Genomic DNA, 22,765 nt, shown 5'->3' with positions numbered 1-22,765 from the left:
TCCATGCAGGTATCAAGTGCAAAGCATGCGTCTTGCGCCTCGTATTGTCGAGGCTCAGGCTATGTCCCATGACTTCTGCCCTGTGAGTCCCCCATGCACCGAGAACCCCTGAGCCCTTCAGCCCGCTGGGCGCTGACCAGTCTGGCGCTGTCGATGCTGATGCCGTCGCTGGACACCAGCATCGCCAACGCCGGACTGCCCACGCTGGCGGCGGCGTTCGATGCGACGTTTCAACAAGTGCAGTGGATCGTGCTGGCCTATCTGCTGGCGGTCACCACGTTGATTGTCAGCGTCGGGCGTTTGGGTGATGGGTTCGGGCGGCGGCGCTTGCTGTTGATCGGCATCGGCATTTTTACCGCCGCTTCGCTGGCTTGTGCACTGGCGCCGAGCCTGGCCTGGCTGATCGGTGCGCGGGCGGTGCAGGGCCTGGGCGCGGCGATCATGTTCGCGTTGACGGTGGCGCTGGTGGCCGACGCGGTGCCCAAATCCCGGGCCGGCAGTGCGATGGGCTTGCTGGCTACGATGTCAGCGACCGGCACCACCCTCGGGCCGTCGCTCGGCGGGCTGTTGATGGCGCATGTCGGCTGGCAGTCGATCTTTGTGATCAACGTGCCGTTGGGCTTGCTCAATGCGTGGTTGGTGTATCGCTATTTGCCGAAGGATCGGATCGTGCGCTCAGGTGTTGCATTTGATTATCCCGGCACCGCCGTACTGATGCTGACGCTGGCGGCCTATGCGCTGGCGATGACGATTGAAGGACTCACCCCGACGTTGCTGTTGCTCAGCCTGTTGGGTGTGGGGTTGTTCATCCTGGTCGAGAAACGGAGCAAGGCGCCGCTGATTCACCTGTCATTGTTCACCGACACGCGAATCAGCAGCAGTCTGGCGCTGACCTTGCTGGTGACGACAGTGATGATGACCACGCTGGTGGTCGGGCCGTTTTACCTGAGCCGAGGTTTGGGTCTCACCAGCACGCAGGTAGGACTGGTGTTGTCGATCGGGCCGTTGCTGGCGGCGTTCAGCGGCGTACCGGCCGGGCGTCTGGTGGATCGTTTCGGCGCGCGGCGAATGGTGCCGGGTGCGTTGCTCGGCCTGGCCTGCGGATGTGGTCTGTTGGCGCTGTTTCCGGTGAGTTTCGGAGTGCTTGCATACGTGCTGCCGATCACGGTGGTGGCCTTGAGTTATGCGCTGTTCCAGGCTGCCAACAACACCGGGTTGATGTCCGGCGTTGCTCAGGATCAGCGCGGCGTGGTCTCGGCCATGCTCGGGCTGTCGCGCAATCTGGGCCTGATCACCGGGGCCGCGGCGATGGGCGCGGTGTTCGCCCTGGCCACGGACGATCCGACTCAGGCGCCGGCCGCGGTTATCGCAGGCGGCTTGCACATGACCTTCGGTGTGGCCACGGCGTTGATGTTCGCGGCGTTTGCGCTCGGTGCCTTCACGCACCTGCGTCTCGCGTCTCCCGTGCCGGAAAGAACAGTTCAAAGCAGGTGATGCCGTCGGCGCTACTGACGCTGTAGCGACCCTGATGCAACTGCATGATGGTCGCGACAATCGACAGGCCCAGTCCGTTGGATTGGGCCGAGCGCTCGCGGGACGGATCGACGCGGTAGAAACGCTCGAACAGCCGCGACAAATGTTCCGCCGGAATCGTCGCGCCCTGATTGCGTACCCGCAGGTAGCTACCGTCCGCTTCGGCGATGGCTTCGACCTGCAACGTTGAATCCGCCGCGCCGTACTTGATCGCGTTGGCGCACAGATTGGCCAGCGCCCGACGCAGCAGCATCGGCTCGGCCCAGATCACACCGCTGCCACTGGCCTCGATGGTGACACCGACGTCCGCCGCCAATCCCTCGAAGTAGTCGGCAATGCGCTGCATCTCATCGCCGGCGTCCAGCTCCTGCCGCTGGCTCAGTGCACTGGCCGGGTCGGTGCGGGCCAGAAACAGCATGTTGTCGAGCATCCGCGCCAGCCGTTCGAGTTCTTCGACGTTGGAGGCGAGCAGCTGCTGATAGGCGTCGACGCTGCGGTTCTGTTGCAACGCGACCTGGGTTTCACCGAGCAGGTTGTTGATCGGCGTGCGCAGTTCGTGGGCCATGTCGGTGGAGACCTGACTGAGTTGCGCAACCCCTCGGTCAAGTCGGTCCAGCATCGCATTGAAAGACTCGATCATCGGCTGCAATTCCCGAGGCGTGCCTTGGCGGTCGAGGCGTTCGCCGAGGTTGGCGATGCCGATCCCGTGCGCATGCCGGGCAATTCGCCGCAACGGCAGCAGGCCGCGATACACCAGCAGGCAGCCGACCAGCGCCAGCACAATCGCTGCCAGTGACGCGAGGCCGTACACGCTGAGCCGGTAATTGGCGAGCATCGCCGTGCGCTCGCTCATCACCTTGGCGATGAGCACCTGCAGATTGCCCTGGTCGCCGGAGTCGATACTGGCCGCCACCGCCGAGAACGGCACGCCGTTGAGGCTTGGCAGATGCTGCACGTCGTTGAGGGCCATGACATGGTCGACCGGCACGGCGGGCACGCTCGGCAGTGCCAGATCGCTGGGATTGACCACGAACAAGGGCGGTTGCCCCGGCGCGCCGATGGTCAACAGCGCTTCGCGGTTGCCCAGCATGTTCTGGAACAGCGCCGGTTTGGTCTTGATCAACTCCAGCGTGTTGCTGTCGTTGAGGATGGTGCGCAATTGATCGATACGGCTGACCAACTGGATGTCGTCGCGGCGGGTCAGTTGCTCTTCCAGCTGGTTGTAAAGCGCCGCGCCGAGGCCTGCCAGCGCCGCGAAGGCGAGCACGGCGAAGACCAGCGCCAGACGCAAGGTCAGGGAATAAGTGCCGGCGATTTTCATGGCTGAGTATCGAAGCGGTAGCCGATGCCGCGCACGCTGTGGATCAGCTTGAGCGGGAACGGGTCGTCGATCTTCGCCCGCAGGCGGCGCACGGCGACATCGACCACATTGGTGTCGCTGTCGAAATTCATGTCCCACACCCGCGAGGCGATCAGCGAGCGCGACAGCACTTGCCCGGTGTGGGTGGCGAACAGTTGCAGCAGGGCGAACTCCTTGTTGGTCAGGGTGATCCGGTTGCCGGCGCGGGTGACCCGACGCTTGAGCACGTCGATCTGCAGATCGGCCACCTGCAATTGCTCCTCTTCATGGATCGGCCCGCGCCGGGTCAGGGTGCGCAGGCGCGCCACCAGTTCGGCAAAGGAAAACGGCTTGATCAGGTAATCGTCAGCGCCCAGTTCAAGGCCTTTGACCCGGTCGGCGATGTCGTCGCGGGCGGTGAGGAACAGCACCGGCGTGTCGGTTTCCTTGCGCAGCCGGCGCAGGACTTCCCAGCCATCCATTTTCGGCATCATCACGTCCAGCACGATCACGTCGAAATCGAACTCCAGCGCCAGGTGCAGACCGTCGGCGCCGTCCCGGGCCAGGCTCACGCTGTAGCCCAGTTCCTGCAAGCCGTTGAGCAGATAATTGCCGGCCTTGGGTTCGTCTTCGACAACAAGGATATTCATGGGCACTGTGCCTCAATTGTCATTGATGCAGCCGCTGCCTTGCACCTGATAGTCCAGCACATGTTCACGGCCCTGGTGGTCGAGGTAGTTGAGCTGCGCGGGGATCACGCCGCAAGCCTGGGAAATATCGGTGCTGGAGAGGACTTTGTCGACATCCAGGTGCACGTAGAAGCCGTTGGTGTCGTGAATGACCGTGCGCTCAGGCATTTCAGCGGCGAACACGGAACCGGTGGCGAGGAGGGCGGTGAAGGCGAGGATCAGGGTTTTCATGATGGGTCACTCGAGTCGTTGAAGTTGATCGGCGTTCTGGCCGGGACAACTTCAAGCTACCGGGCGATCCGCTCGGTAAACCGACAACTCGATGACAAATCTGTAATAAACCGAACCTGTGGGAGCCAGCGCACTCCCACAGAGTATTCAGCTGGCGTGCGTGCTGAGAATGCTCGCGATCTGTTGCGGCTGGCAGTTGAGGTACGGCGAGGATTTCAGCCACTGCTGATCCGGGTACCAGGAGAACATGAATTGACCATTCTTCAGGCTGTCGATCACCCGTTTGGCAACCTGCGGTCGCACCGCCGGGCAACCCTGGCTGCGGCCCAGACGGCCGGTACGTTTGCTCCAGAACGGGTTCACGTAGTCGGCGGCGTGGATCACGATGGCGCGGTCACGGGCCATGTCGTTGATGCCCGGTTCCAGACCGTCCATGCGCAGCGAGTAACCGTGGGTGCCCTGGTAACTTTCCTGGGTGCGGAACAGGCCGAGGCTGGACTGAAAACTGCCTTCACGGTTGGAGAATCGGGTGGCGAAGTTTTCCCCGGAGTTAGAACCGTGGGCGACCAGATCGCGCAGCACCAGTTTTTTCCGGGTCAGGTCGAAGATCCACAACCGGCGCTCGGTGGACGGCTGCGAATAGTCGATGATCGCCAGGTGACGGGACTGCTTCGCGCCGTTGTTGATCGCACATTGCATGGCGTTCAAGGCACCTTTCAGCGCCTGGGGATTGAGTTCCGGAGCGGCGTGCGCGAGGCTGGTGTACAGAACCGGCGAAGAGGTGCCGGCGGCAAAGGCTGGACTGGTCAGCACGCCAATGGCGGTGGCAGTCAGCAGAAGTCGGCGCAAAAACGTCAACATTTAACGTGAGTCTCCACTTGCTACTTGTTTGGCACTTAGGCTCCTGACGTCCAGTCGTCCCCGGCAGACCCGCGAATCGGGCCTGACTGTTCACCGCACCTGAGGTAAGGTTGACCGTCAATCAGGACGGCCATGGATTGGAGTAAAGCAGTTGTTCAAAAAGTACGCATGCTACTTGAGCATTTGTTTGCTCGCTGCGCCGTTTGTCGCTTGCGCCGAAGAGCCGTTGCCGGGACTCCCGACGCTGCCGCCCGTGCCGACGGAAATGCCCATCGAGCCGCAGAGCCCGTTGCAGGCTGCGCTGATCAGTCTGCCCCAGGCGTGCCCGACGATCGGCACCAGCCTCAGCGGCCCGGCGCTGGATCAGTTGCGCGCCTTCTACCAGCAGCAGGACTGGCTGCCGGTATGGGCCGATGGCGGGCAATTGCCGGCCTTGCATGCGCAATTGCAGCTGTTGGCCGACGATGGCCTGAACCCGAAACGCTACCCGGTGGCGCTCACTGCCCCGCAGGACGGCGAACTGTGCGCCGACATCGAGATCAGCCGTTACTACCTGCAAGCCCTGCAGGATCTGCATTACGGCCGCCTGTTGCAATCGCACTTCGAACCGCTGTGGCATTCCGACGAAACGCCACGCGACCGACAGGCCGAATTGCTCGCCATCGCCGTACCGGGCGTGCGCAACGTTCCGGCCGCCTTCGATCTGGCCCGCCCGCAGCTGGCGCAGTACCAGAATCTGCGTCATCTCTACGCAGCTCAACGCCTGAAAGCCTTGCCGCAGTGGACATCGGTGGGCAACGGCCCGTTGCTGCGTCCGGACATGGAAGACAAACGCGTGCCGGAACTGGCCCGACGGCTGTACAGCGAAGGCTACCTGAGCAGTGTGGTCGGCACGCCGGACAACGCTTATCACGGCGTATTGGTGGAGGCGGTGAAGAGCTTTCAGGCCAACCATTCGTTACAGGCCGACGGAGTGGTCGGTCCGGGAACGATTGCCGAACTCAACATCAGTCCGCTGACCCGTCGCGAACAGTTGCGGGTCAACCTTGAACGTTTCCGCTGGATGGCTCAGGACATGGAGCCGGACGGTCTGCTGGTCAACGTCGCCGCTGCCGAACTGACGCTTTATCAGGGTGGCTTGCCGGTGTGGCAGACCCGCACCCAGGTCGGGCGCGCCGAGCGCCAGACCCCGCTGCTCAAATCCCGAGTCACGCGCCTGACCCTGAACCCGACCTGGACCGTGCCGCCGACCATCTGGAAGGAAGACAAACTGCCGGAGATCCGCAAGGACCAGACCTTCCTCAGCCGTCAGAACCTGCAAGTGCTCGACGCCAACGGCCAGCCGCTGGCCGCCGCCGACATCGACTGGGACAACCCCGGCAACATCCTTCTGCGTCAGGACGCCGGGCCGCGCAACCCGCTGGGGCAAATGGTCATTCGGTTCCCCAACCCGTTCTCGGTGTACCTGCACGACACGCCGAGCAAGGCGCTGTTCGACAAGGGGCCACGGGCGTTCAGTTCCGGCTGCGTGCGGGTCGAGCATCCGATGAAGCTGCGCGATTTCCTGCTCAGCCCGGCGGAGAAGGCGCGTACCGACACCTTGCTCGCCACCGGCACCACCCATGAATTCCGCCTGAGCAATCCGGTGCCGATCCTCATGACCTACTGGACGGCACAGGTCGATGGCCAGGGTCGTGTGCTTTACGCGCCGGACATCTACAGCCGAGACAGCGCGTTGCTGGCGGGGCTGGACCGGGCGCATTGATTTTTGCGGTTTGACTCGCCTGGCGGCAGGTCATTTTTTGAGGAAGGACAGGATGTTTGTCTGTGTCCCTTTCGAAGCGGCGCCGCTCAGGATTTCGCTCATGGAAAACAACTTGCTGGGATTGTAGGTGCCGCCGTTGTAGAGCATGACACCGTTCACCGTTGCCTCGAAAAACGCCCTCCGGAGTTTCAGATGGCAAATACTGTTCTTGAGGTCAGTCAGGACGGCATCGGCACTGGCATTGACCAGATCGGACATGTTTCGGACGTCGAACAGCAGGATCTGCATGACCTTGCTCCCCATCAGTTTTTTTCTAGCCGTCAATTGATTCTCAATGCTGCGCCCGCCAAATCCCTTGTCTGTCCAGAAGGTATCGGACATATAGATTTTGAAGTTGTTGACTCGCGGCGTTTTCAGTTCGATGGCGTAAAAAACGCTGTTCAACATGACGAAATAGTCCGGGTAGGAGACTCTTCCCGCCTGGCAGTAACCTTCTGCCATCGGATTTTCTTCGCGACCGATGACCAATTCGCCACCGGAAGTTTGTCTGACAGTGAACGCCCCATCTCCGGTGACACCTGGCTCAGGAACAGTGCAGGTGCTTTCCGATCCCGGGTTGTAAGCGCCGAAATTTTTGTCCCGTCGCAGGAAGGTGTAGCCGACCCCCTGCAACACCTCATAGAGCACCGCTTGGGATTCGCTCTCTTTGATCACCGCCCGATGATGTAGATATAGCTCGTCGTCCCGCTGTTTGTATTCGGTCACTTCCATGGCCATCGAGGATGAGGCTGCTGCCGCCATCATCGGATCTGAGGATGAAGCGAACCCGAACGAAGGGCTTGATGATGGGGACGGGGTGGAAAATGGCGCGCCGATGAATGGCGCAAGTGTTGAAGAAAACGGATTCCCGCCGAGCGAAATTGAAGGTGGAAACGATGTGCCCGGCATATTCAACGGCACGGTGTTATGAGCGCTGTTGATGCGCACGCAGGGCATGCTGCTGAGTGTGGAGGGCGGCATCATGTGGTGCTCGGATCGGATTATTCTCCGATTGCACTGGCTGCAAACCGCAAGACCCCATTCTGACTCGATGATCTTTTCATCACTGGCGCACCAGTGCATGCCTTCACATTGATAGAAATGTGTCATTCCCTGACCCTGCTGTTGTCACGCATGGAAGACACCACGGCAGCACCCGTGGGATCTCAATCGAGCCTAGCAGAAGTTGGCGGGTGCGCACTGGCGGCGGAGGGTGAGCTTCAACGATTGGTGCGCTTCCAGAAGAACCGCGCCAGCCACGCATCCACGCTCAACTTGCCTGCCCCGGCAAACACCAGCGGCACCAGCGCAGCCAGATAAATCGCCGGCAGTTTGAAGTTGCCGAACCCCTTGTTGGTGATCGCGTAACCCTGGGCCAGTTCACTCAGCGATGACCAGTCCGCCGGCCAGTGCACGGCAGCGGTGGCAACGACGGTCACGACAATCAGCGAAATCGCCGAAATCCGCGTGCCGAATCCGACCAGGATTGCCAGTGCGCAGATCAGCTCGGCCCACATCGACAGCTCCCAGTTCAGCGTGGCGGGCAAGTGGTCGAAGGGAAACGGAAACCGCTCCTGAATGTCTTCGAACCAGTTCTGGCCGTTGAATTTCTCCAGTCCCGATTCGAAAAATTCCCAGGCGATGAACAGGCGCAAGGTCAGCGGCGCGAGCCACTGGCCGGCGCGGTCGAGGTTCACATGCAGGCCTTTGACGGCCGACGAGAGAGCTGTGGTCATGGGAAGGCTCCATTCATTCAAGAGAAAACGGGGCACCGACGTGCCCCGAAAAAAGGGTTACTCGCCGGCGCCGCACTTGCCTTCGCCGCATTTGCCTTCCGAGGTTTTTTCCGCAGAGTCGGCCTTGGCCTGGGTCTGGCTGTAGCCGTGATCCAGTTGCTTGACGCTGAACGCTTCCGAGGCCGAAGCTGCGTTGGACAGGGCCAGGCCACCGGCAAGCAGCAGGCCGAGAGTCAGGGAGGTTTTCGAGAGCTTGGTCATGGTGAATCTCCGATGCGATGTTTGAGTTCAAAGGCTTGATCGGGGCTGCCGATCGACAGGTTCATTTGAACGCCGGGCTGTATCGCTGATGTGTCGCGAAGGGCCGGATTTGTGCGCGGGATGTGTCGGGCGTCGGGCCGTACACACTGCGATACACAGCGCCGGTGTGATTCGATTGCCGGGCGCAGCGTCTAGCCACGGTGTCCCCGCAATCCCATGGGGCGAGACTTCGGAACCCGGCATGCAAGCGCTGTTGAACGAGATCCTTGACGCTGTCCGGCCCCTGATCGGGCAGGGCAAGGTGGCTGACTACATTCCCGCCCTCGGCACCGTGCCGGCCAATCAACTGGGCATCGCCGTGTATGGCAACGACGGCGAGATGTATTGCGCCGGCGACGCCGAGACGCTGTTCTCGGTGCAGAGTATTTCCAAGGTGTTCAGCCTGGTGCAGGCCATCGAACATTCCGGCGAGGCGATCTGGGAGCGCCTGGGCCACGAGCCGTCCGGCCAGCCTTTCAACTCGCTGGTGCAGTTGGAATTCGAGCGTGGCCGCCCGCGCAATCCGTTCATCAATGCCGGGGCGCTGGTGATCTGCGACATCAACCAGTCGCGCTTTGCGGCACCGGCATTGTCGATGCGCGATTTCGTGCGACGGTTGTCGGGCAACCCGCAGGTGATGGTCGACGGCAAGGTCGCCGATTCCGAATACCAGCATCGCGCGCGCAACGCGGCGATGGCGTACCTGATGCAATCCTTCGGCAACTTCCACAACGACGTTGAGGCGGTGCTGCGCAGCTACTTCAGCCACTGCGCGTTGCGCATGAACTGCATCGACCTGGCCCGGGCCTTCTGTTTCCTGGCCAACGACGGTTTCTGCAAACACAGCGGTGAGCAGATTCTTACTCGCCGCCAGACCCAGCAAGTCAACTCGATCATGGCCACCAGCGGCCTCTACGACGAGGCCGGCAACTTCGCCTACCGCGTCGGCTTGCCGGGCAAGAGTGGCGTCGGCGGCGGCATCGTTGCGGTGGTGCCGGGGCAGTTCTCGGTGTGCGTGTGGTCGCCGGAGCTGAACACGGCGGGCAACTCGCTGGCAGGGATGGCGGCGCTGGAAATGCTCAGTTCGCGGATTGGCTGGTCGGTATTCTGAGGCCGTGTTGCTTTGAGGGAGGCCAACCTATACATTTTCCGGCCGCCCTCAATATGGTGAATCCGCTCCATGTCTCTCGCGCTCGAACGTCTCGTCGCTGGCACGCCTATCCCTTTCGCCGGTAACCGCGTCACCGTGGTCAGCCCCGAACTGGCCGAGCGTTTCCGACCCGGCGACCACCTGCTGGTGGAGCAGGTGAGCGGCGAGCTGTTGCTGATTCCGGTGGTGGATCAGCAGGCTGCATCGGTAGCGATCGAGCGTGCAGCGGCGGCGTTTACTGCGTTGTCCGCTGTGCCGGATGAGGCCATCAGCCGCTTCTTTGATCTGTTCGCTCAACGTCTGGAAAACCCGGACGCCTGGGCCCTGATCGAAACCGCCAACCTTGCCGACATCGAGCGGGCCAAGGCGCGCGGTCGTTCCACTACCCGTTTGCTCGCCGACGAGCGCATGCGCCGCGACATGATCGCAGGCCTGCGCGCCTGGCGTGATGCGCCGGCCACCCGCGGCAAAGTGATCAGCAGCGTCGAACATGACGGCTGGAAGGTCGAGCAGGTGGTATCGCCGCTGGGCATCGTCGCGTTCGTGTTCGAAGGCCGGCCGAATGTTTTCGCTGACGCCGCTGGCGTACTGCGCACCGGCAACACCGCCGTGCTGCGCATTGGCAGCGATGCGCTGGGCACCGCGCAAGCCATTGTCACTCACGCCTTGAACCCGGCGCTGGCCGATGCCGGTCTGCCGGCGGGTGCGGTGTCGCTGGTGGAGAGCGTCAACCACGCCGCCGGTTGGGCGATGTTCGCCGACCGGCGTCTGTCGCTGGCGGTGGCCCGTGGTTCGGGTCGTGCGGTCAGTCAGTTGGGCAGCATCGCCCAGCAGGCCGGTACCGCCGTCAGCCTGCACGGCACCGGTGGCGCGTGGTTGATCGCCGATCGCGATGCCGACGCCAAGCGTTTTGCCGCTGTGGTGCGCAACTCGCTGGATCGCAAGGTTTGCAACACCTTGAATGTCTGCCTGATCCAGCGCGACCGTGCTGCCGAACTGGTGCCGCTGTTCCTCGACGCCTTGCAGCAGGCCGGCACCGCGCGCGGTCAGGGCTGCAAATTGCACATCGTCGAAGGCAGCGAACGCTACCTGCCGAGCGACTGGCAGAATGCGACGGTCGAGGTCTATCGTGCCGAGGGTTACCTGACCGAAGCCCTGGCCGAGCCGCTGCCGGAAGCGCAACTGGGCCGCGAGTGGGAATGGGAAGAAACCCCGGAAACCAGCCTGATGATCGTCGACGATCTGGATCAGGCCATCGCGCTGTTCAATCGCTACAGCCCGCAGTTCACCGTGTCGTTGATCAGCGAAGATGCGGCGGTTCAGGAGCGTTTCTACAGCGCGGTCAACGCGCCGTTCGTGGGCAATGGAATCACCCGTTGGGTCGATGGCCAGTACGCGCTGAACAAGCCGGAACTGGGCCTTTCGAACTGGGAAAGTGGCCGGTTGTTTGCCCGCAGTGCGATTCTTTCCGGCGACGGTGTGTTCACCGTACGCAGCCGCATGACGCAAATCGATCTGAGCGTAAAACGCTGAACAGAACAACGCCGCGCCCGTCGCAATGACGGGCGCGGCGTTGTGTTTTCAAGCAGCATCGACTGCCTGACCGTACACCGCGCAAGTCGACGGTTGCTCGGCCAGCGAGACGAAGGTACGGCGGTCGGCACTCAGCGCGTCGATCGAGCCGGTCTCGATGTCGTAGACCCAGCCGTGCAGATTCAGCAGGCCTTTCTCCTGGGCCAGGCGCACGCTCGGGTGAGTCTGGATGTTCGCCAGTTGCGCGATCACGTTTTCCCGCACCATCGAACTCAGCTTGGCCGCGTCATTGGCGTGTGGCCGCGATTCGTTGACCACTTTCGCCGACTCTGCGTGTTGCAGCCAGCCGCTGACGGCGGGCAGGTGATCCATGCATTTGCACTGGGCGATAGCAGTCATGGCGCCGCAGTCGGAGTGGCCGCAGATCACGATGTCGATCACGCCGAGCACGGCTACCGCGTATTCCACCGTCGCTGAAACCCCGCCCGGATGCGGGCTGTAGGACGGCACGATATTGCCGGCGTTGCGGATCACGAACAGCTCGCCGGGTTCTTGCTGGGTCAGCAGTTCCGGGACGACGCGGCTGTCGGAGCAGGTGATGAACAAGGTGCCCGGGGTTTGGGTAGTTGCCAGGTGTTTGAACAGTTCGGTGCGTTGTGGAAACGCTTCGTTCTGGAACTTCAGGAAGCCTTCGATCAGGTTTTTCATGGTGTGTCCTCTCAGTTGGAACAGCCGGTGCCGAATTCGCTGTATTGAAGAATGTGTTTTGCGCCGTGGCTGTCGAGGTAAGTCATCTTGACCGGCACTACGCCGCAGACGTCGGCGACCGGGGTGATGCTCACGACTTCAGCGATGTCCAGCGACATGCCGTAGCGGTAGGCGACGGCTTCGTCATCGGCCTGGGCTTGAGTGCAAAGGCCGGCGAGCAGGGCCAGGGTCAGCAGAATTTTTTGCATGGGGCAGCCTCCAGACGGATGTGGTGACGACTTGGCGATTCAGGTTTGGAGGGGCCCGCACGCGGGGTGCGGGCCCGGAGGGATCAGAACGGACGCAGCGGGAGGAACTTGCCGTCGAGGGTGACCACGGCGCGGGAACCGCCTTCAGGGTCTTCGACTTTCTTGATGTCGAGCTTGAAGTTGATCGCGCTGATGATGCCGTCGCCGAACTGCTCGTGAACCAGCGCCTTCAGGGTGGTGCCGTAGATCTGGATCATCTCGTGGAAGCGGTAGATGGTCGGGTCGGTCGGCACACCGTCGAGGCTGCCGCGCAGCGGGATGATTTGCAGGGCGGCGACGTCTTCGGCACTCAGCTCAAGCTTGTCGCCGACCACTTCAGCAGCGGCTTTGGGCAGTGGATGCTGACCGAGGAGGGCGGCGGTGACGTAAGCCAGGCTCAGGCCGGTGCCGTCGGCCAGATCCTGCCACGACAGGTTTTTCTGTGCCTTGGCATCCAGGGCGCGGGTGGTCAGGGCGATGCGGCTGTCGTTGTAGGCTTGGGATTGCATGGTGCTTCTCCTTTCGGGGTTGGCTTGCTGTGTGGGATTCATCTTCTGCCGATTGATCCATAGCGTCCAAGACCGATATACAATGCAAAGCATAAGCACTGCCTATAGATGGAGCGTCCCATGCTGCTGCGACATTTGCGATACCTGCTGGCTGTGGCCGATCACGGCGGCTTCACCCGGGCGGCCGAGGCGCTGCACGTGTCGCAGCCGACCCTGTCGCAACAGATCCGCCAACTGGAAGAAAGCCTCGGTGTGGATCTGTTCGACCGCACCTCGCGCTCGGTCAAACCCACTGACGCCGGTCAGGCCTATATCGAGTGCGCGCGACGGGTGCTGGTGGAACTGGAGGCGGGCAAGCGCGCGTTACATGACGTGAAGGATCTTTCTCGAGGCTCGCTGCGGCTGGCCATGACGCCGACATTCATGGCGTATCTGGTCGGGCCGTTGGTGCGTGATTACGTGGCGCGGTATCCGGGGATTCACCTGGAGATTTTCGAGTTGTCGATGGATGACATCGAGGCCGGGCTGGCGGATGACTCGCTGGATATCGCGATTGCCTTCACGCCGGTGCGCAATCCGGACATTGAGTGCATTCCCGCGTTTGTCGAGACGTTGGGGGTGATGGTCGGGCGTGAGCATCCGCTGTACGACAGCTCATCGGTGCTGACCCCGGATGACATCGCGCAACTGGATTTCGCCTTGCTGGCGCCTGACTTCTTCACGCGTTTGTCGATCGATGAGTACTTCCGCCACCACGGCATCACGCCCAAGGTGCAGATCGAGGTGAATTCGGTGAGTACGTTGCTGGAAGTGATCCGGCATGCGCCGATTGCGACCATGTTGCCGGAGGCGATCGCGACCGAGGACCGGGCATTGCGCCGCTTGCGTGTCGAGAGCGAGGCGCCGCAGCGGGGAGCGGCGTTGTTGCGGCGCCAGAACAACTATCACAGTGCGGCATCGGTGGCGTTCATGGAGATGGTGCTGCAAACCCGTTCATGAGCATTGTTTGCGAGCAATAAAAAAGGGCCTGCTCCTTATCGGAAGCAGGCCCTTTTGTTTATTGAAGTTACAACTCAGTAGAACCGATCAATCACCCGAACTTCGTTCTTGTTCTGCATCGAGTCCCACGCCTGTTTCAGCGTTTGCAGAACATTACCGATGAAGTCCTTGTCGGCCGCGGCTTTCTTGCCGACATAGCCGTGGCCGCGGCGGTACATCTTCAGGCGGGCCAGCAGGTTCTGGTTGTTCCGGTCGAACTCTTCTTCACCAGCATGGGGCGACAGGCAGTCGATATGGACCTGACCCGACTTGCTGATCCACAGAATATGGCTGTCGTGGCTGTCTTTTTGCGCAGCGAACATACGAGCCAGTTCTTCGATAGTAGGTTGATTGTTCAGATTCATGATATTGCCCCTTGACCAGTCTGGTGATCTTTCAAAGTTGATTCGCTAATACAGGTAGCCCATCGGTTAGTTGATCCCTGGCACCGAAACCAGGACGTCAGCGGTCGCCCGTATGAAGTACGGGGTCATGCGTCTGTTGCATGTAGTCGTGTTGAATAACTGCTACGCAATAGCGTCACAACGAGGAGAAGCAGCGAAAATCGGGAGGCTCCTTGACGACGTTTTCAGGGTCGACCACAAGCGTCTTGAGAATTTTCGCCAGCGCTTCTCGTCCTTGTACTGGACGTTCAGGCCAGGTCAGCTTCTTCAATCTGCCTTGTGGGCAGCGTGTATCCGGAAAAAACAGCTCGGCGGTCAGACGAGCTTGCTCAAGCGTGTTGCCAGTGCTCCCGATCGGGGAGACGTCTGCATCATGCAAAAGCAAAACGACGCCGTCAACGGTTTTGTAGTGATTATTTTTGGTCACTACATATTGTCGGACAAAGTCATTCTGGAATGAAAAAAGCGGCGTTCAGGCAGCGGGAGAAAGGCTGCGCAGGCAGTAAAACGTGCAGGGATAGCCGTCCACTGTTTTGGTCTGGCGGGTAAAGTCGCCGCCGCTCAGCTCGGGGATGAGCCGGGCCCAGAACCGCTGTGCAGGCAGGTTGGCGTCGACATGGAAAATCTGCCATCGACCGGGCAGGTGGCTCAAGAGGGCAGAGGCGACAAACTGCGCGACGCCTTGGCCACGCCAGCGTCGGCTGACGAAGAAGTAGCCGACGTTGTAGTCGGCGCCTTCGATGAGGAGGTGGTCATCGACGGTCACGAACCCCGCCAGTTCGCCGTCGACGTGGATCAGGAATGGTCGCGTCGCCGGCTGGCGCCAGTAATCGTCTTTCAACTGGATCGGAAAGAACCCATGCCCGCCGAGCTTCAGCGGGAGCCACTCGCTGAAGTCATAGGTGTAGAACTGCATCAGGTTTTCGAGGGTGTCCAGTTCGTCGCGCCGGGCGACGCGCAGTTCGATGACAGACATGCCGCTGACTCCTGACCATCACTGCAGAAACAGTAGCGTGCGGCGGGCTATTTGGCTGCCGGTTTCGCCGAGCGTTTGCTGGTTCCGGTGGTTTTACGCCGGGTGGTCTTGCGTTTGTTCTTCCACGGCGCAGCGGCCTTGCCTGCGGGCGGCGGGCCGCTGATGGTCAGGCTCAGCCCGGCACAGCGGGTCACTTGCTTGCTCATCCACGCCGCCTGCTTGGTGACGAACTCTTCCAGACTCATCTCGCCGCTTTGCACCATGTCCAGCGCCTGCTCCCAGATCGCTGTGGTGCCGGGGTCGGCAATTGCGCGCGGCACGGCGTCGATCAGGCTGAACGCGGCAGGTGTGGCGGACAGCGCCTTGCCGTTCTTCACCAGATAACCACGATCCAGCAACCCTTGAATGATCGAGGCGCGGGTGGCTTCGGTGCCGATGCCGGTGGTGTCCTTGAGTTTCTGCTTGAGCAGCGGATCTTCCACCAGTTTGGCGACGTTCTTCATCGCCTTGATCAGGTCGCCTTCGGTGTAGGGCTTGGGCGGCTGCGTCCACAGGTCCTTGAGTTTCACGTCTGCGATTGCGCACTCGGCGCCTTGGGTGAACGTCGGCAAGGTTTGCGGGGCCGGCGCTTCACGACCCTTGGCCGGTGCCAGCGCTTCGGGCAACGCGCGTTTCCAGCCCGGTTCGATGATCTGCTTGCCAACCGCGCGCAAGGCTTCACCGGCGCAATCGAAATCGGCCTGGGTGCGGTCGTATTCGTGATTGGGCAGGAACTGCGCCAGATACCGCGCGCGAATCAGCGTGTAGACCGCGCGGTGCTTGCCGGTCAGGCGTTCGAGATTTTTCGCGGCAGCGGTCGGGATGATGCCGTGGTGAGCGCTGACCTTGGCGTCGTTCCAGGCGCGGGAGCGGCGTTGCGGCTCCAGATGCTCGCGTAGCGCTTCGAGGCTAGGGTCGGCCTGACGCAACGCCGCGAGAATCCCCGGCGCCTCGCTGTGCTGGCTCAGGGGCAGGTAGCCGCAATCGCTGCGCGGGTAGGTGATGACTTTGTAGGTTTCGTAGAGGGCCTGGGCGATGTCGAGGGTTTCCTGGGCACCGAGGCCGAGCTTCTTCGAGCAGACTTCCTGCAAGGTGCCCAGATCGAAGGGCAGGGGCGCCACTTCGCGCATGCGCTCGGTGCGCAGTTTGACCACTCGGGCGCTGGCAGCGCTGCTGATTGCGACGGCTGCTTGCTGAGCGAGGGCTTGATTGAGGCAGCGATCCTGATCGTCACAGGCATCGTTCGGCGCACGCCATTGCGCCGTGAACGGCGTGCCGTTGTGCAGCAGTTGCACATCGATGGCCCAATACGCGACCGGCACGAAATCGGCGATGCTGTGGTCGCGATCCACCACCAGCCGCAACGTCGGCGTCTGCACGCGGCCCACCGGCAGCACGCCTTGATAGCCGGATTGCCGGCCAAGCAGGGTGAACAGTCGACTCATGTTCATCCCGATCAGCCAATCCGCCCGCGAGCGCCCCAGTGCCGAGTGATACAGGCTGAAGGTTTCAGCGCCCGGTTTCAGCGCCGCCAACGCCTTGCGAATCGAGGCTTCGTCCAGCGCCGACAGCCACAAACGGCGGATCGGCCCGCGATAGCGACAGTGCTCGACCAGCTCCCGGGCGATCATCTCGCCCTCGCGGTCGGCGTCGGTGGCGATGATCAGTTCGCTGGCCTCGCCGAGCAGGCGCTTGACCGCTTTGTACTGGCTGGCAGTGCGCGGCTTGACGGTCATTTTCCATTTGTCCGGGATGATCGGCAGGTCCGCCAGTACCCAGCGCTTGTATTTGGCGTCGTAGGCGTCCGGCGGGGCGGTTTCCAGCAAGTGGCCGATGCACCACGTCACCGTGACGTCCGTTCCCAGCCAGCAGCCGTCGCCCCGACGCTTTGCGCCGAGTACGGCCGCAATATCCTTGGCCTGGGAGGGTTTTTCACAGAGGTACAGCCGCATAACCACCGTCGTCGATCATTGCCCGAAGAGGCGCACAGGATGGCCTGAGTCGGGCGATCGGGCAACTTTTATCTGTATGGATATACAGATAAAAGGATTGCCGGTCATGACAGCCCGCGTCGGGGCAATCCGGGACGCTATCGAGAAATTGATTAGCGCCCCCGTTGGCGGCTGTGGCAGGTTCAATCCGCCTAACAGGGCGAGTGACAGGACGATCTCGCCAGAAGATCGCCGCTTTTCTGTCTGACACTGACTCTTCAGAAACAAGGACGTACACCATGTCTCAACCTTCCTCCCAGGCCAGCAGCGCCTTCACCGCCGTCGACACCTTCAGCCATCTGTACGATCGCGGCACCGGGACCGTCAACGGCAAACCGTCGTTCACCGCCGACCAGGCCGCCGACGAAATCCTGCGCAAGGGCATGTCGTGGCAGGACAAGAATGCCGACGGCAAAATTGATCTGACCTACACGTTCCTGACCGACAAACCGTCGAACTACAACCCGAAACTCGGCAACTTCAGCGAGTTCAGCGCCCAGCAGAAAGCACAGGCCGTGCTGGCGATGCAATCGTGGTCGGACGTGGCCAACGTGACTTTCACCGAAGGCAAGGGCGGTGACGGCCACATGACCTTCGGCAACTACGACGTCAGCACCGGCGGCGCGGCGTTCGCCTACCTGCCGCAGGGCAGCAGCTACGACGGTCAATCGTGGTACCTGATCAACGATCAGTACCAGGTCAACAAGACTCCGGACACCAACAACTACGGGCGTCAGACCCTGACCCACGAAATCGGCCACACCCTTGGCCTGTCGCACCCGGGCGCCTACAACGCCGGCAACGGCAACCCGACCTACGGTGACGCCAAATACGCCGAAGACACCCGTGGCTACAGCCTGATGAGCTACTGGAGCGAGGCCAACACCGACCAGAACTTCAGCAAGGACGGCAGCGGCGCCTACGCCTCGGCACCGTTGATGGACGACATCGTCGCCGTGCAGAAACTCTACGGCGCCAACTTCGAAACCCGTGCCGACAACACCGTGTACGGCTTCAACTCCAACGCCGATCGCGACTTCTACAGCGCCACCTCGAACTCCTCCAAAGTGGTGTTCTCGGTATGGGACGGCGGCGGCAACGACACGCTGGATTTCTCAGGCTTCAGCCAGAACCAGAAGATCAACCTCAACGAAGGGTCGTTCTCCGATGTCGGCGGTCTGGTGGGCAACGTGTCCATCGCCCACGGTGTGACCGTGGAAAACGCTATTGGCGGTTCGGGCAATGACCTGCTGATCGGCAATGCGGCGGCCAACGACCTGATCGGCGGTGCCGGCAACGACATCATTTACGGCGGTGGCGGCGGTGATTCGCTGTGGGGCGGTGGCGGCGCGGACACCTTCGTGTTCGGCGCGGCCAGCGACTCGACCATGACCGCTCCGGACTGGATCATGGATTTCACCAGCGGCCTGGACAAGATCGACCTGTCGGGCATCGCCGGGTTCGCCACCGGCGCGGCCACTCTGAACTTCGTCAGCGGCTTCACCGGACACGCGGGCGACGCGATCCTCACGTACTTCGAACAGACCAACCAGACCAGCCTGATGATCGACCTGACAGGCCAGGGTTCGGTGGACTTCGCCGTGGGTGTGGTGGGGCAGGCCGTGGCGACCGATATCGTCGCCTGATCTGAAAACGGAAATCTGAAACGAAAAAACCGCAGTCCTTCGCAGGCTGCGGTTTTTTTGTTTTCGGACATCGCTCTACGACAGGAAAATCCGTTACTGCTCGGTCTCGAGGATCGACGTGGCGGGGGCATTACGTACTCTGGCAAACCACCAGAGAGCCGCCACGCCCAGCAGCGTCGCCAGCACGGCCAGAATCAGAATCACACGTTGCGTCCCCAGTGGCGCAGCGAGCAGTGCGACCAGCAGACCGGCCAGCGGTTGCGACAAGTTGTTGAGCAGGGTGATCACGCCCACGGTCTTGCCGAAGTCCTGAGGGGGAATGACTCGCTGGCGAATGCTGCGCATGTAAACGTTGAACATCTTGTCGAAGCCGACGATCAGCAGGAAACCCAGCACATAACCCGCCAGGTTCGGGCTCAGGGCGCTGATGAAGGCGCCGGCGGCGAGCATCGAATAGGCAACGCCACCCAGTACGCGCAAGGGCAATACCACCCGGGCGAGGAAAAACAGAATCACGATGGTGGTCACCGCGCCAGCCGCTTGCAGCACGGCGTAGTCGTCCTTGCCGGCGCTGTATTGACCGAGCACCATGGCCGCCGAAGTGGCCAGGGTGACCCCGACAATCAGGTTGACCCCGACTGCCAGGGTGATGATCTTTTTCAGCTCCGCCAGTTCGCGGATATGCCTGAAAGCGATGCGCAGAGGCTGCAGCCAGATGTCCTGATGCTGCTCGAACACCTCCAGGGTGATACGGCTGAAACGTTGCCACACCAGCATGCTGAGGTCGGCCAGCAGGAACAGTCCGGCCACCCACAGCACCACCCAGTGCCAGGCCGAAACCTCCAGCAGCAATGCCGCCACCAAGGGCCCCAGAACCAGTCCGGTCTGGTCGGCTATCTGCGAGTAGGAAAGGGTTTTGGTGTAGCTGTAGTGTTGGAAGATATACGGCATCAGCACTTCGCGGGCCATGATGCCCTGAGTCGTCAGCACGCCGCACAGCGCTGACAGCACCACAAGCCATGCGATACCGCCGAAGACGGCATAAAGCCCTACTGCCAGCACGCAGAGCAGCGCCCGGTAGACCTGACTGATGTGCAGGATTCTAATGGGCGAGAACTTGTCGCACAGGGCCCCGCACAGCGGAAACGCGAGAAAGCGCGGCAGCGACTCGACGAAGAATGCGAGCCCCGCCCAGGACGCGCTGTTGGTGGTCTGGAATACCACCAACGGCACGATGAACAACAGGATCTGATCCGCCAGCCGCGACAGGAACAGCGAGATGAAAAAAGCCAGGTAATCCTTACGCATGATGACACTCCTGTGGGTGGGCGGCCTGGCGGGGCTGCCGCAACATCAGTAAGCCGAGCCCGAGCTGTCGTTGAGGTTATGTCGCTCGTCGCCACGCAGGGGCGGGTTGAACACGCTGACCAGAATCAGATCCTGTTCCTTGCCCCCGCGTAGATAATGGCGATCGTGCTGGTCGAGCACATACACATCGCCAGGCCGAATCGGGTAGATATTTCCCTGCATATCTTCGACTTCGCCTTCCCCGGCAATGCAATAACACGCCTCCAGATGATTGCGATAGTGCAACAGCGATTCGGTGCCGGCGCGGACCACGGTGTGACACAGGGTAAAACCCATGGCATCGCGTTCGGTGAGCAGGCGATGGCTGGTGCCGGCGCCCCATTCGACGAAGTACGGGGTTTTTTCTACTTCGGATTTGTTGCGAATGAACATGTGAGCCTCTCTGAGAAAGTCGATAGTGAAAAACGGTCAGGCCGGTTCGGCGCCGGCATTGGTGGCGCGCAGGAGGGCCTCGCCCCAAGCCAGCATTGCGTCGCTCCAGACCAGATCGCGGTGCGCGGCGATGGCCTGGACATCTCGCCAGTGACGCTGGAGCGGGTTGCCGGCCACCAGCGACGAGGCGCCGAGCCGTTCCACCAGACGCCGTACCGCTTGCACGCATTGCTGTGCCAGATAGGCCCGGTCGCGCTTGAGCTGTAACACCTGCCCGGCGTCCAGTGGGCGATCCTGAATACCTGCTTCATGCAGTCGGGATACCAGCGATTCATACAACAGCCCGGCGCTGTACAACTGCGCCGCCGAGTGAGCTGTCTGCTCGGCGGTCCGTGGATCGCTCGCCAGGGCCGATCCGGCGAGCGCCGCCACATACGCGGCATGGGCACCTTCGGCGCAACCCAGCAGCGGGCCAATGATCGAGGTCGTGAGGTAGGGCACCAACGGCGCATGGTCGATGTAGTCGGTGGCGGACGAAGGCGGATGCCGGGCAAACACCTCGTGCAGGGCGAACACCCGTTCGTGGGGCACCAGTAACTGGTGGGTCAGTACATCGTGGGAACCGGTCGCCGCCATGCCACAGCTGTCCCAACTGTCGAGCCGCTGAACTTCATTCGCAGCAACCAGCAGCAGGAAGCGCGGGGCCTGTTCGGCCTCCGGGTGATTCGGGCAGGGGGCATTGAGCATCATCCAGGTGGCGTCTTCGATACCCGAGCTGAAGCGCCATCGCCCGTTGACCCGAATACCGCCGGACTCCCACGATAACCGGCTGTCGGCGCTGGCGGATGCCGAGGCGAACAATTGCCGGGGGCCCTCGGCGTACAACTGATCCTGACAGGTCGGTGGCAGGCGCCGGGCAATGCAGGCGTGGCCGCCCACCAGCGCCAGCATCCAGCCCGTGGAGGCACAGGCTCTGGCGGCGATGCGCGCGCTTTCCACAAGCGTTGGCCAGTGCCCACTGCGGGTGACCGGTGCACGTGGCGAGAGCAGGTCCAGCCAGTCGCCGGCGAACAGTTCGCTGAAGGTGCTGCTGCTCAAACGGCGGTTTTTTTCCGCCGCCGCTGCGCGTTCGCGCCAGGCCGGAAGGTGCTCCACGGCCCGTTGGCACAGGGTAGGTGATGCGGCGTGGTAGAACGCTTGTCCGGTGCAATCAATCATCGCCTGACTCCGCGGCAGCGTCGTGGGGCGCTGACAGGTTGCCAAGGCGCGCCCCTTCAAAACAGAACGCTGCGGGTTGTATCACCGGGCCCAGCAGACCAAGGAAGCGTTCGATTTGTTCCTGATCGTCCGAGGCGACGAATTCGCAGAAATTGCTGCTGCTCCACAGCAAGTGGACATGCTTGAAACGGCCCGAGAGGGCACTGACCAGTTCTTCCAGGGTGACCTGACCGTTCTGCATCTGCTCGAGCATTTGCTGGCGTTTCCAGCGGATCTCTTCCTCGCTGAAGTAGCGGGTCTTGAACACCTCGTCCTTAATCTGCTCGCGCCGCAGGTATTCCTGCGGGTCGGGGTGGTTGAGCTTCTCCAGGAAAAACACCAGACCCCCAGGCTTGAGAAACTGCTTGATATGGGCGATTTGCCGCTCGCGATCGCGGGTATAGAACTGGAACGCGGCCATTTCATAAATGAAATCGAATCCCTGGGCGAAGCGTTCGTATTCGGGGCTTTGCAGCAGGGCCGGGCTGACTTTGAAGACCGATTGCGGATAGAACAGCGACAGTGCAGGGTCTGCATGCCGATCAAACGAAATCCGGTTGGCCTGGTTGGGCGAAGAGGTGAAGCTGCGGATCAGGCCCTGCGAGTGGCCGGCCAGCGCACGGCCATTGCTGCCATCGAAAGCGTCCACCTCGAACAGGCTGAAGGTCTGGTCGGCGCTTCGGGTGTTGGTGCGGGCCAGGTGGGTCAGGGCCACGCCGATCCTCGACAGTTCTTCGAGGATGTACGGCACGCTGGCCAGAAAGTGCGAGAACAAAGGACCCGCACCTTTGATCAGACGATCGTGGTAGTCGAGGATCTGTGGGTCTTTGATCTCCGACGTCAAGTGGCTGTGCAGAGACTGCAAGGGCACCTGACTGGCGCCCGTGGCCAGACTGTGGAAGTGCCCGGCCAGTTTCAGCATGGCGCTTTGTTGCAGGTTCCGGTCCAGACTGATGTCATCCAGTGGCGGCTGCGGACAAGTGTTCATGGGGTA

At 61.7% G+C, this 22,765-nt stretch carries 25 protein-coding genes; 8 read left to right on the top strand and 17 right to left on the bottom strand.

Annotated elements, in window-relative coordinates; translation table 11 throughout:
* The first annotated feature begins 93 nt into the window (after window positions 1-93).
* Window positions 94-1,494, top strand: a complete 1,401-nt coding sequence (locus LOY31_RS17400) for an MFS transporter (protein WP_085602811.1) — start codon at window positions 94-96, stop codon at window positions 1,492-1,494.
* Here the strand turns inward: LOY31_RS17400 and LOY31_RS17395 are convergent.
* The 4 genes from LOY31_RS17395 to LOY31_RS17380 all read right to left on the bottom strand — a co-directional run bounded on the left by LOY31_RS17395 (window position 1,439) and on the right by LOY31_RS17380 (window position 4,653).
* On the bottom strand, window positions 1,439-2,854 hold the full coding sequence (locus LOY31_RS17395; protein ID WP_258711928.1) for a heavy metal sensor histidine kinase: 1,416 nt from the start codon (window positions 2,852-2,854) through the stop codon (window positions 1,439-1,441). The two genes, LOY31_RS17400 and LOY31_RS17395, sit on opposite strands and share 56 nt — an antisense overlap.
* On the bottom strand, window positions 2,851-3,522 hold the full coding sequence (locus LOY31_RS17390) for a heavy metal response regulator transcription factor (RefSeq protein WP_007950581.1): 672 nt from the start codon (window positions 3,520-3,522) through the stop codon (window positions 2,851-2,853). The genes LOY31_RS17395 and LOY31_RS17390 overlap by 4 nt, the downstream gene beginning before the upstream one ends.
* Window positions 3,523-3,534: 12 nt before the next feature.
* The gene (locus LOY31_RS17385) at window positions 3,535-3,792 is read right to left on the bottom strand and encodes a DUF2790 domain-containing protein (protein WP_085602814.1); all 258 of its coding nucleotides are present in this window, start codon (window positions 3,790-3,792) and stop codon (window positions 3,535-3,537) included.
* 147 nt (window positions 3,793-3,939) lie between these two features.
* The gene (locus LOY31_RS17380; protein WP_227232878.1) at window positions 3,940-4,653 is read right to left on the bottom strand and encodes a murein L,D-transpeptidase catalytic domain family protein; all 714 of its coding nucleotides are present in this window, start codon (window positions 4,651-4,653) and stop codon (window positions 3,940-3,942) included.
* A 151-nt stretch (window positions 4,654-4,804) separates the two neighbouring features.
* Here LOY31_RS17380 and LOY31_RS17375 point away from each other — a divergent pair, with 151 nt between their 5' ends.
* Entirely contained in the window at window positions 4,805-6,418 is a 1,614-nt protein-coding gene (locus tag LOY31_RS17375) for a murein L,D-transpeptidase (protein ID WP_085602816.1), read from the top strand.
* Window positions 6,419-6,448: 30 nt separating this feature from the next.
* On the opposite strand, the gene LOY31_RS17370 is transcribed toward LOY31_RS17375, so the two are convergent.
* A complete protein-coding gene (locus tag LOY31_RS17370; RefSeq protein ID WP_085666530.1) occupies window positions 6,449-7,189 on the bottom strand; it encodes a hypothetical protein in 741 nt (246 codons plus the stop codon).
* Between LOY31_RS17370 and LOY31_RS17365 the strand changes: the two genes are divergently transcribed.
* Window positions 7,188-7,388, top strand: a complete 201-nt coding sequence (locus LOY31_RS17365; RefSeq protein ID WP_221534277.1) for a hypothetical protein — start codon at window positions 7,188-7,190, stop codon at window positions 7,386-7,388. The genes LOY31_RS17370 and LOY31_RS17365 overlap by 2 nt on opposite strands.
* A 289-nt stretch (window positions 7,389-7,677) precedes the next feature.
* Here the strand turns inward: LOY31_RS17365 and LOY31_RS17360 are convergent, their stop codons facing one another.
* Both LOY31_RS17360 and LOY31_RS17355 read right to left on the bottom strand, forming a co-directional pair.
* Window positions 7,678-8,193 (bottom strand): DoxX family protein, encoded by a 516-nt coding sequence (locus tag LOY31_RS17360; RefSeq protein ID WP_221534279.1) that lies wholly within the window; start codon window positions 8,191-8,193, stop codon window positions 7,678-7,680.
* Between the two features lie 57 nt (window positions 8,194-8,250).
* Complete coding sequence (locus LOY31_RS17355) at window positions 8,251-8,454, bottom strand: hypothetical protein (protein ID WP_007950576.1); 204 nt, start codon at window positions 8,452-8,454, stop codon at window positions 8,251-8,253.
* Window positions 8,455-8,695: 241 nt separating this feature from the next.
* Between LOY31_RS17355 and glsB the strand changes: the two genes are divergently transcribed.
* Complete coding sequence (gene glsB, locus LOY31_RS17350) at window positions 8,696-9,604, top strand: glutaminase B (RefSeq protein WP_258711927.1); 909 nt, start codon at window positions 8,696-8,698, stop codon at window positions 9,602-9,604.
* A gap of 69 nt (window positions 9,605-9,673) precedes the next feature.
* Entirely contained in the window at window positions 9,674-11,176 is a 1,503-nt protein-coding gene (locus LOY31_RS17345) for an aldehyde dehydrogenase family protein (RefSeq protein ID WP_258711926.1), read from the top strand.
* Between the two features lie 48 nt (window positions 11,177-11,224).
* Here LOY31_RS17345 and LOY31_RS17340 read toward each other — a convergent pair whose 3' ends face one another.
* From LOY31_RS17340 to cynS, 3 genes are all read right to left on the bottom strand, one after another.
* Entirely contained in the window at window positions 11,225-11,884 is a 660-nt protein-coding gene (locus LOY31_RS17340; RefSeq protein WP_258711925.1) for a carbonic anhydrase, read from the bottom strand.
* Window positions 11,885-11,895: 11 nt separating this feature from the next.
* The gene (locus LOY31_RS17335; protein WP_258711924.1) at window positions 11,896-12,132 is read right to left on the bottom strand and encodes a DUF2790 domain-containing protein; all 237 of its coding nucleotides are present in this window, start codon (window positions 12,130-12,132) and stop codon (window positions 11,896-11,898) included.
* An 83-nt stretch (window positions 12,133-12,215) separates the two neighbouring features.
* Window positions 12,216-12,680, bottom strand: a complete 465-nt coding sequence (gene cynS / locus LOY31_RS17330; protein WP_011334741.1) for a cyanase — start codon at window positions 12,678-12,680, stop codon at window positions 12,216-12,218.
* A gap of 120 nt (window positions 12,681-12,800) precedes the next feature.
* Here cynS and cynR point away from each other — a divergent pair, with 120 nt between their 5' ends.
* Window positions 12,801-13,679 (top strand): transcriptional regulator CynR, encoded by an 879-nt coding sequence (cynR, locus tag LOY31_RS17325; protein ID WP_258711923.1) that lies wholly within the window; start codon window positions 12,801-12,803, stop codon window positions 13,677-13,679.
* 74 nt (window positions 13,680-13,753) lie between these two features.
* On the opposite strand, the gene LOY31_RS17320 is transcribed toward cynR, so the two are convergent.
* Window positions 13,754-14,083 carry a hypothetical protein gene (locus LOY31_RS17320; protein ID WP_085602835.1) on the bottom strand — a complete coding sequence of 110 codons (330 nt, stop codon included), beginning with the start codon at window positions 14,081-14,083 and terminating at the stop codon, window positions 13,754-13,756.
* A gap of 127 nt (window positions 14,084-14,210) precedes the next feature.
* Here LOY31_RS17320 and LOY31_RS17315 point away from each other — a divergent pair, with 127 nt between their 5' ends.
* Window positions 14,211-14,582, top strand: a complete 372-nt coding sequence (locus LOY31_RS17315; protein WP_258711922.1) for a hypothetical protein — start codon at window positions 14,211-14,213, stop codon at window positions 14,580-14,582.
* A 12-nt stretch (window positions 14,583-14,594) separates the two neighbouring features.
* Here the strand turns inward: LOY31_RS17315 and LOY31_RS17310 are convergent, their stop codons facing one another.
* Window positions 14,595-15,098 carry a GNAT family N-acetyltransferase gene (locus LOY31_RS17310; protein ID WP_258711921.1) on the bottom strand — a complete coding sequence of 168 codons (504 nt, stop codon included), beginning with the start codon at window positions 15,096-15,098 and terminating at the stop codon, window positions 14,595-14,597.
* Between the two features lie 47 nt (window positions 15,099-15,145).
* Window positions 15,146-17,089 carry a DNA topoisomerase III gene (locus tag LOY31_RS17305; RefSeq protein WP_258711920.1) on the bottom strand — a complete coding sequence of 648 codons (1,944 nt, stop codon included), beginning with the start codon at window positions 17,087-17,089 and terminating at the stop codon, window positions 15,146-15,148.
* Window positions 17,090-17,367: 278 nt separating this feature from the next.
* Here LOY31_RS17305 and LOY31_RS17300 point away from each other — a divergent pair, with 278 nt between their 5' ends.
* On the top strand, window positions 17,368-18,774 hold the full coding sequence (locus tag LOY31_RS17300; RefSeq protein ID WP_258711919.1) for a serralysin family metalloprotease: 1,407 nt from the start codon (window positions 17,368-17,370) through the stop codon (window positions 18,772-18,774).
* A 93-nt stretch (window positions 18,775-18,867) separates the two neighbouring features.
* Here LOY31_RS17300 and LOY31_RS17295 read toward each other — a convergent pair whose 3' ends face one another.
* The 4 genes from LOY31_RS17295 to LOY31_RS17280 are packed head-to-tail and all read right to left on the bottom strand — an operon-like array spanning window position 18,868 to window position 22,759.
* Entirely contained in the window at window positions 18,868-20,082 is a 1,215-nt protein-coding gene (locus tag LOY31_RS17295; RefSeq protein WP_258711918.1) for an MFS transporter, read from the bottom strand.
* 45 nt (window positions 20,083-20,127) lie between these two features.
* Window positions 20,128-20,514: an ectoine synthase gene (locus LOY31_RS17290; RefSeq protein ID WP_085602846.1), complete on the bottom strand. Its 387-nt coding sequence runs from the start codon at window positions 20,512-20,514 to the stop codon at window positions 20,128-20,130.
* Between the two features lie 36 nt (window positions 20,515-20,550).
* Complete coding sequence (locus tag LOY31_RS17285; protein ID WP_258711917.1) at window positions 20,551-21,732, bottom strand: acyl-CoA dehydrogenase family protein; 1,182 nt, start codon at window positions 21,730-21,732, stop codon at window positions 20,551-20,553.
* A complete protein-coding gene (locus LOY31_RS17280; protein ID WP_221534298.1) occupies window positions 21,725-22,759 on the bottom strand; it encodes a class I SAM-dependent methyltransferase in 1,035 nt (344 codons plus the stop codon). The genes LOY31_RS17285 and LOY31_RS17280 overlap by 8 nt, the downstream gene beginning before the upstream one ends.
* Window positions 22,760-22,765 lie beyond the last annotated feature (6 nt).

The sequence above is a fragment of the Pseudomonas sp. B21-021 genome (assembly GCF_024749205.1).
Taxonomy (GTDB): domain Bacteria; phylum Pseudomonadota; class Gammaproteobacteria; order Pseudomonadales; family Pseudomonadaceae; genus Aquipseudomonas; species Aquipseudomonas paraglycinae.
The sequence above is the reverse complement of the archived record's forward strand: the minus strand, read 5'-3'. Positions and strand labels throughout refer to the sequence as shown.

Bases quoted from the DNA above. Each gene is read 5' to 3' on its own strand.
- LOY31_RS17400 (WP_085602811.1), top strand. From the start codon at position 94: ATGCACCGAGAACCCCTGAGCCCTTCAGCCCGCTGGGCGCTGACCAGT.
- LOY31_RS17395 (WP_258711928.1), bottom strand. From the start codon at position 2,854: ATGAAAATCGCCGGCACTTATTCCCTGACCTTGCGTCTGGCGCTGGTC.
- LOY31_RS17390 (WP_007950581.1), bottom strand. From the start codon at position 3,522: ATGAATATCCTTGTTGTCGAAGACGAACCCAAGGCCGGCAATTATCTG.
- LOY31_RS17385 (WP_085602814.1), bottom strand. From the start codon at position 3,792: ATGAAAACCCTGATCCTCGCCTTCACCGCCCTCCTCGCCACCGGTTCC.
- LOY31_RS17380 (WP_227232878.1), bottom strand. From the start codon at position 4,653: ATGTTGACGTTTTTGCGCCGACTTCTGCTGACTGCCACCGCCATTGGC.
- LOY31_RS17365 (WP_221534277.1), top strand. From the start codon at position 7,188: ATGGCCATCGAGGATGAGGCTGCTGCCGCCATCATCGGATCTGAGGAT.
- LOY31_RS17370 (WP_085666530.1), bottom strand. From the start codon at position 7,189: ATGGAAGTGACCGAATACAAACAGCGGGACGACGAGCTATATCTACAT.
- LOY31_RS17360 (WP_221534279.1), bottom strand. From the start codon at position 8,193: ATGACCACAGCTCTCTCGTCGGCCGTCAAAGGCCTGCATGTGAACCTC.
- LOY31_RS17355 (WP_007950576.1), bottom strand. From the start codon at position 8,454: ATGACCAAGCTCTCGAAAACCTCCCTGACTCTCGGCCTGCTGCTTGCC.
- glsB (WP_258711927.1), top strand. From the start codon at position 8,696: ATGCAAGCGCTGTTGAACGAGATCCTTGACGCTGTCCGGCCCCTGATC.
- LOY31_RS17345 (WP_258711926.1), top strand. From the start codon at position 9,674: ATGTCTCTCGCGCTCGAACGTCTCGTCGCTGGCACGCCTATCCCTTTC.
- LOY31_RS17340 (WP_258711925.1), bottom strand. From the start codon at position 11,884: ATGAAAAACCTGATCGAAGGCTTCCTGAAGTTCCAGAACGAAGCGTTT.
- LOY31_RS17335 (WP_258711924.1), bottom strand. From the start codon at position 12,132: ATGCAAAAAATTCTGCTGACCCTGGCCCTGCTCGCCGGCCTTTGCACT.
- cynS (WP_011334741.1), bottom strand. From the start codon at position 12,680: ATGCAATCCCAAGCCTACAACGACAGCCGCATCGCCCTGACCACCCGC.
- cynR (WP_258711923.1), top strand. From the start codon at position 12,801: ATGCTGCTGCGACATTTGCGATACCTGCTGGCTGTGGCCGATCACGGC.
- LOY31_RS17320 (WP_085602835.1), bottom strand. From the start codon at position 14,083: ATGAATCTGAACAATCAACCTACTATCGAAGAACTGGCTCGTATGTTC.
- LOY31_RS17315 (WP_258711922.1), top strand. From the start codon at position 14,211: ATGCGTCTGTTGCATGTAGTCGTGTTGAATAACTGCTACGCAATAGCG.
- LOY31_RS17310 (WP_258711921.1), bottom strand. From the start codon at position 15,098: ATGTCTGTCATCGAACTGCGCGTCGCCCGGCGCGACGAACTGGACACC.
- LOY31_RS17305 (WP_258711920.1), bottom strand. From the start codon at position 17,089: ATGCGGCTGTACCTCTGTGAAAAACCCTCCCAGGCCAAGGATATTGCG.
- LOY31_RS17300 (WP_258711919.1), top strand. From the start codon at position 17,368: ATGTCTCAACCTTCCTCCCAGGCCAGCAGCGCCTTCACCGCCGTCGAC.
- LOY31_RS17295 (WP_258711918.1), bottom strand. From the start codon at position 20,082: ATGCGTAAGGATTACCTGGCTTTTTTCATCTCGCTGTTCCTGTCGCGG.
- LOY31_RS17290 (WP_085602846.1), bottom strand. From the start codon at position 20,514: ATGTTCATTCGCAACAAATCCGAAGTAGAAAAAACCCCGTACTTCGTC.
- LOY31_RS17285 (WP_258711917.1), bottom strand. From the start codon at position 21,732: ATGATTGATTGCACCGGACAAGCGTTCTACCACGCCGCATCACCTACC.
- LOY31_RS17280 (WP_221534298.1), bottom strand. From the start codon at position 22,759: ATGAACACTTGTCCGCAGCCGCCACTGGATGACATCAGTCTGGACCGG.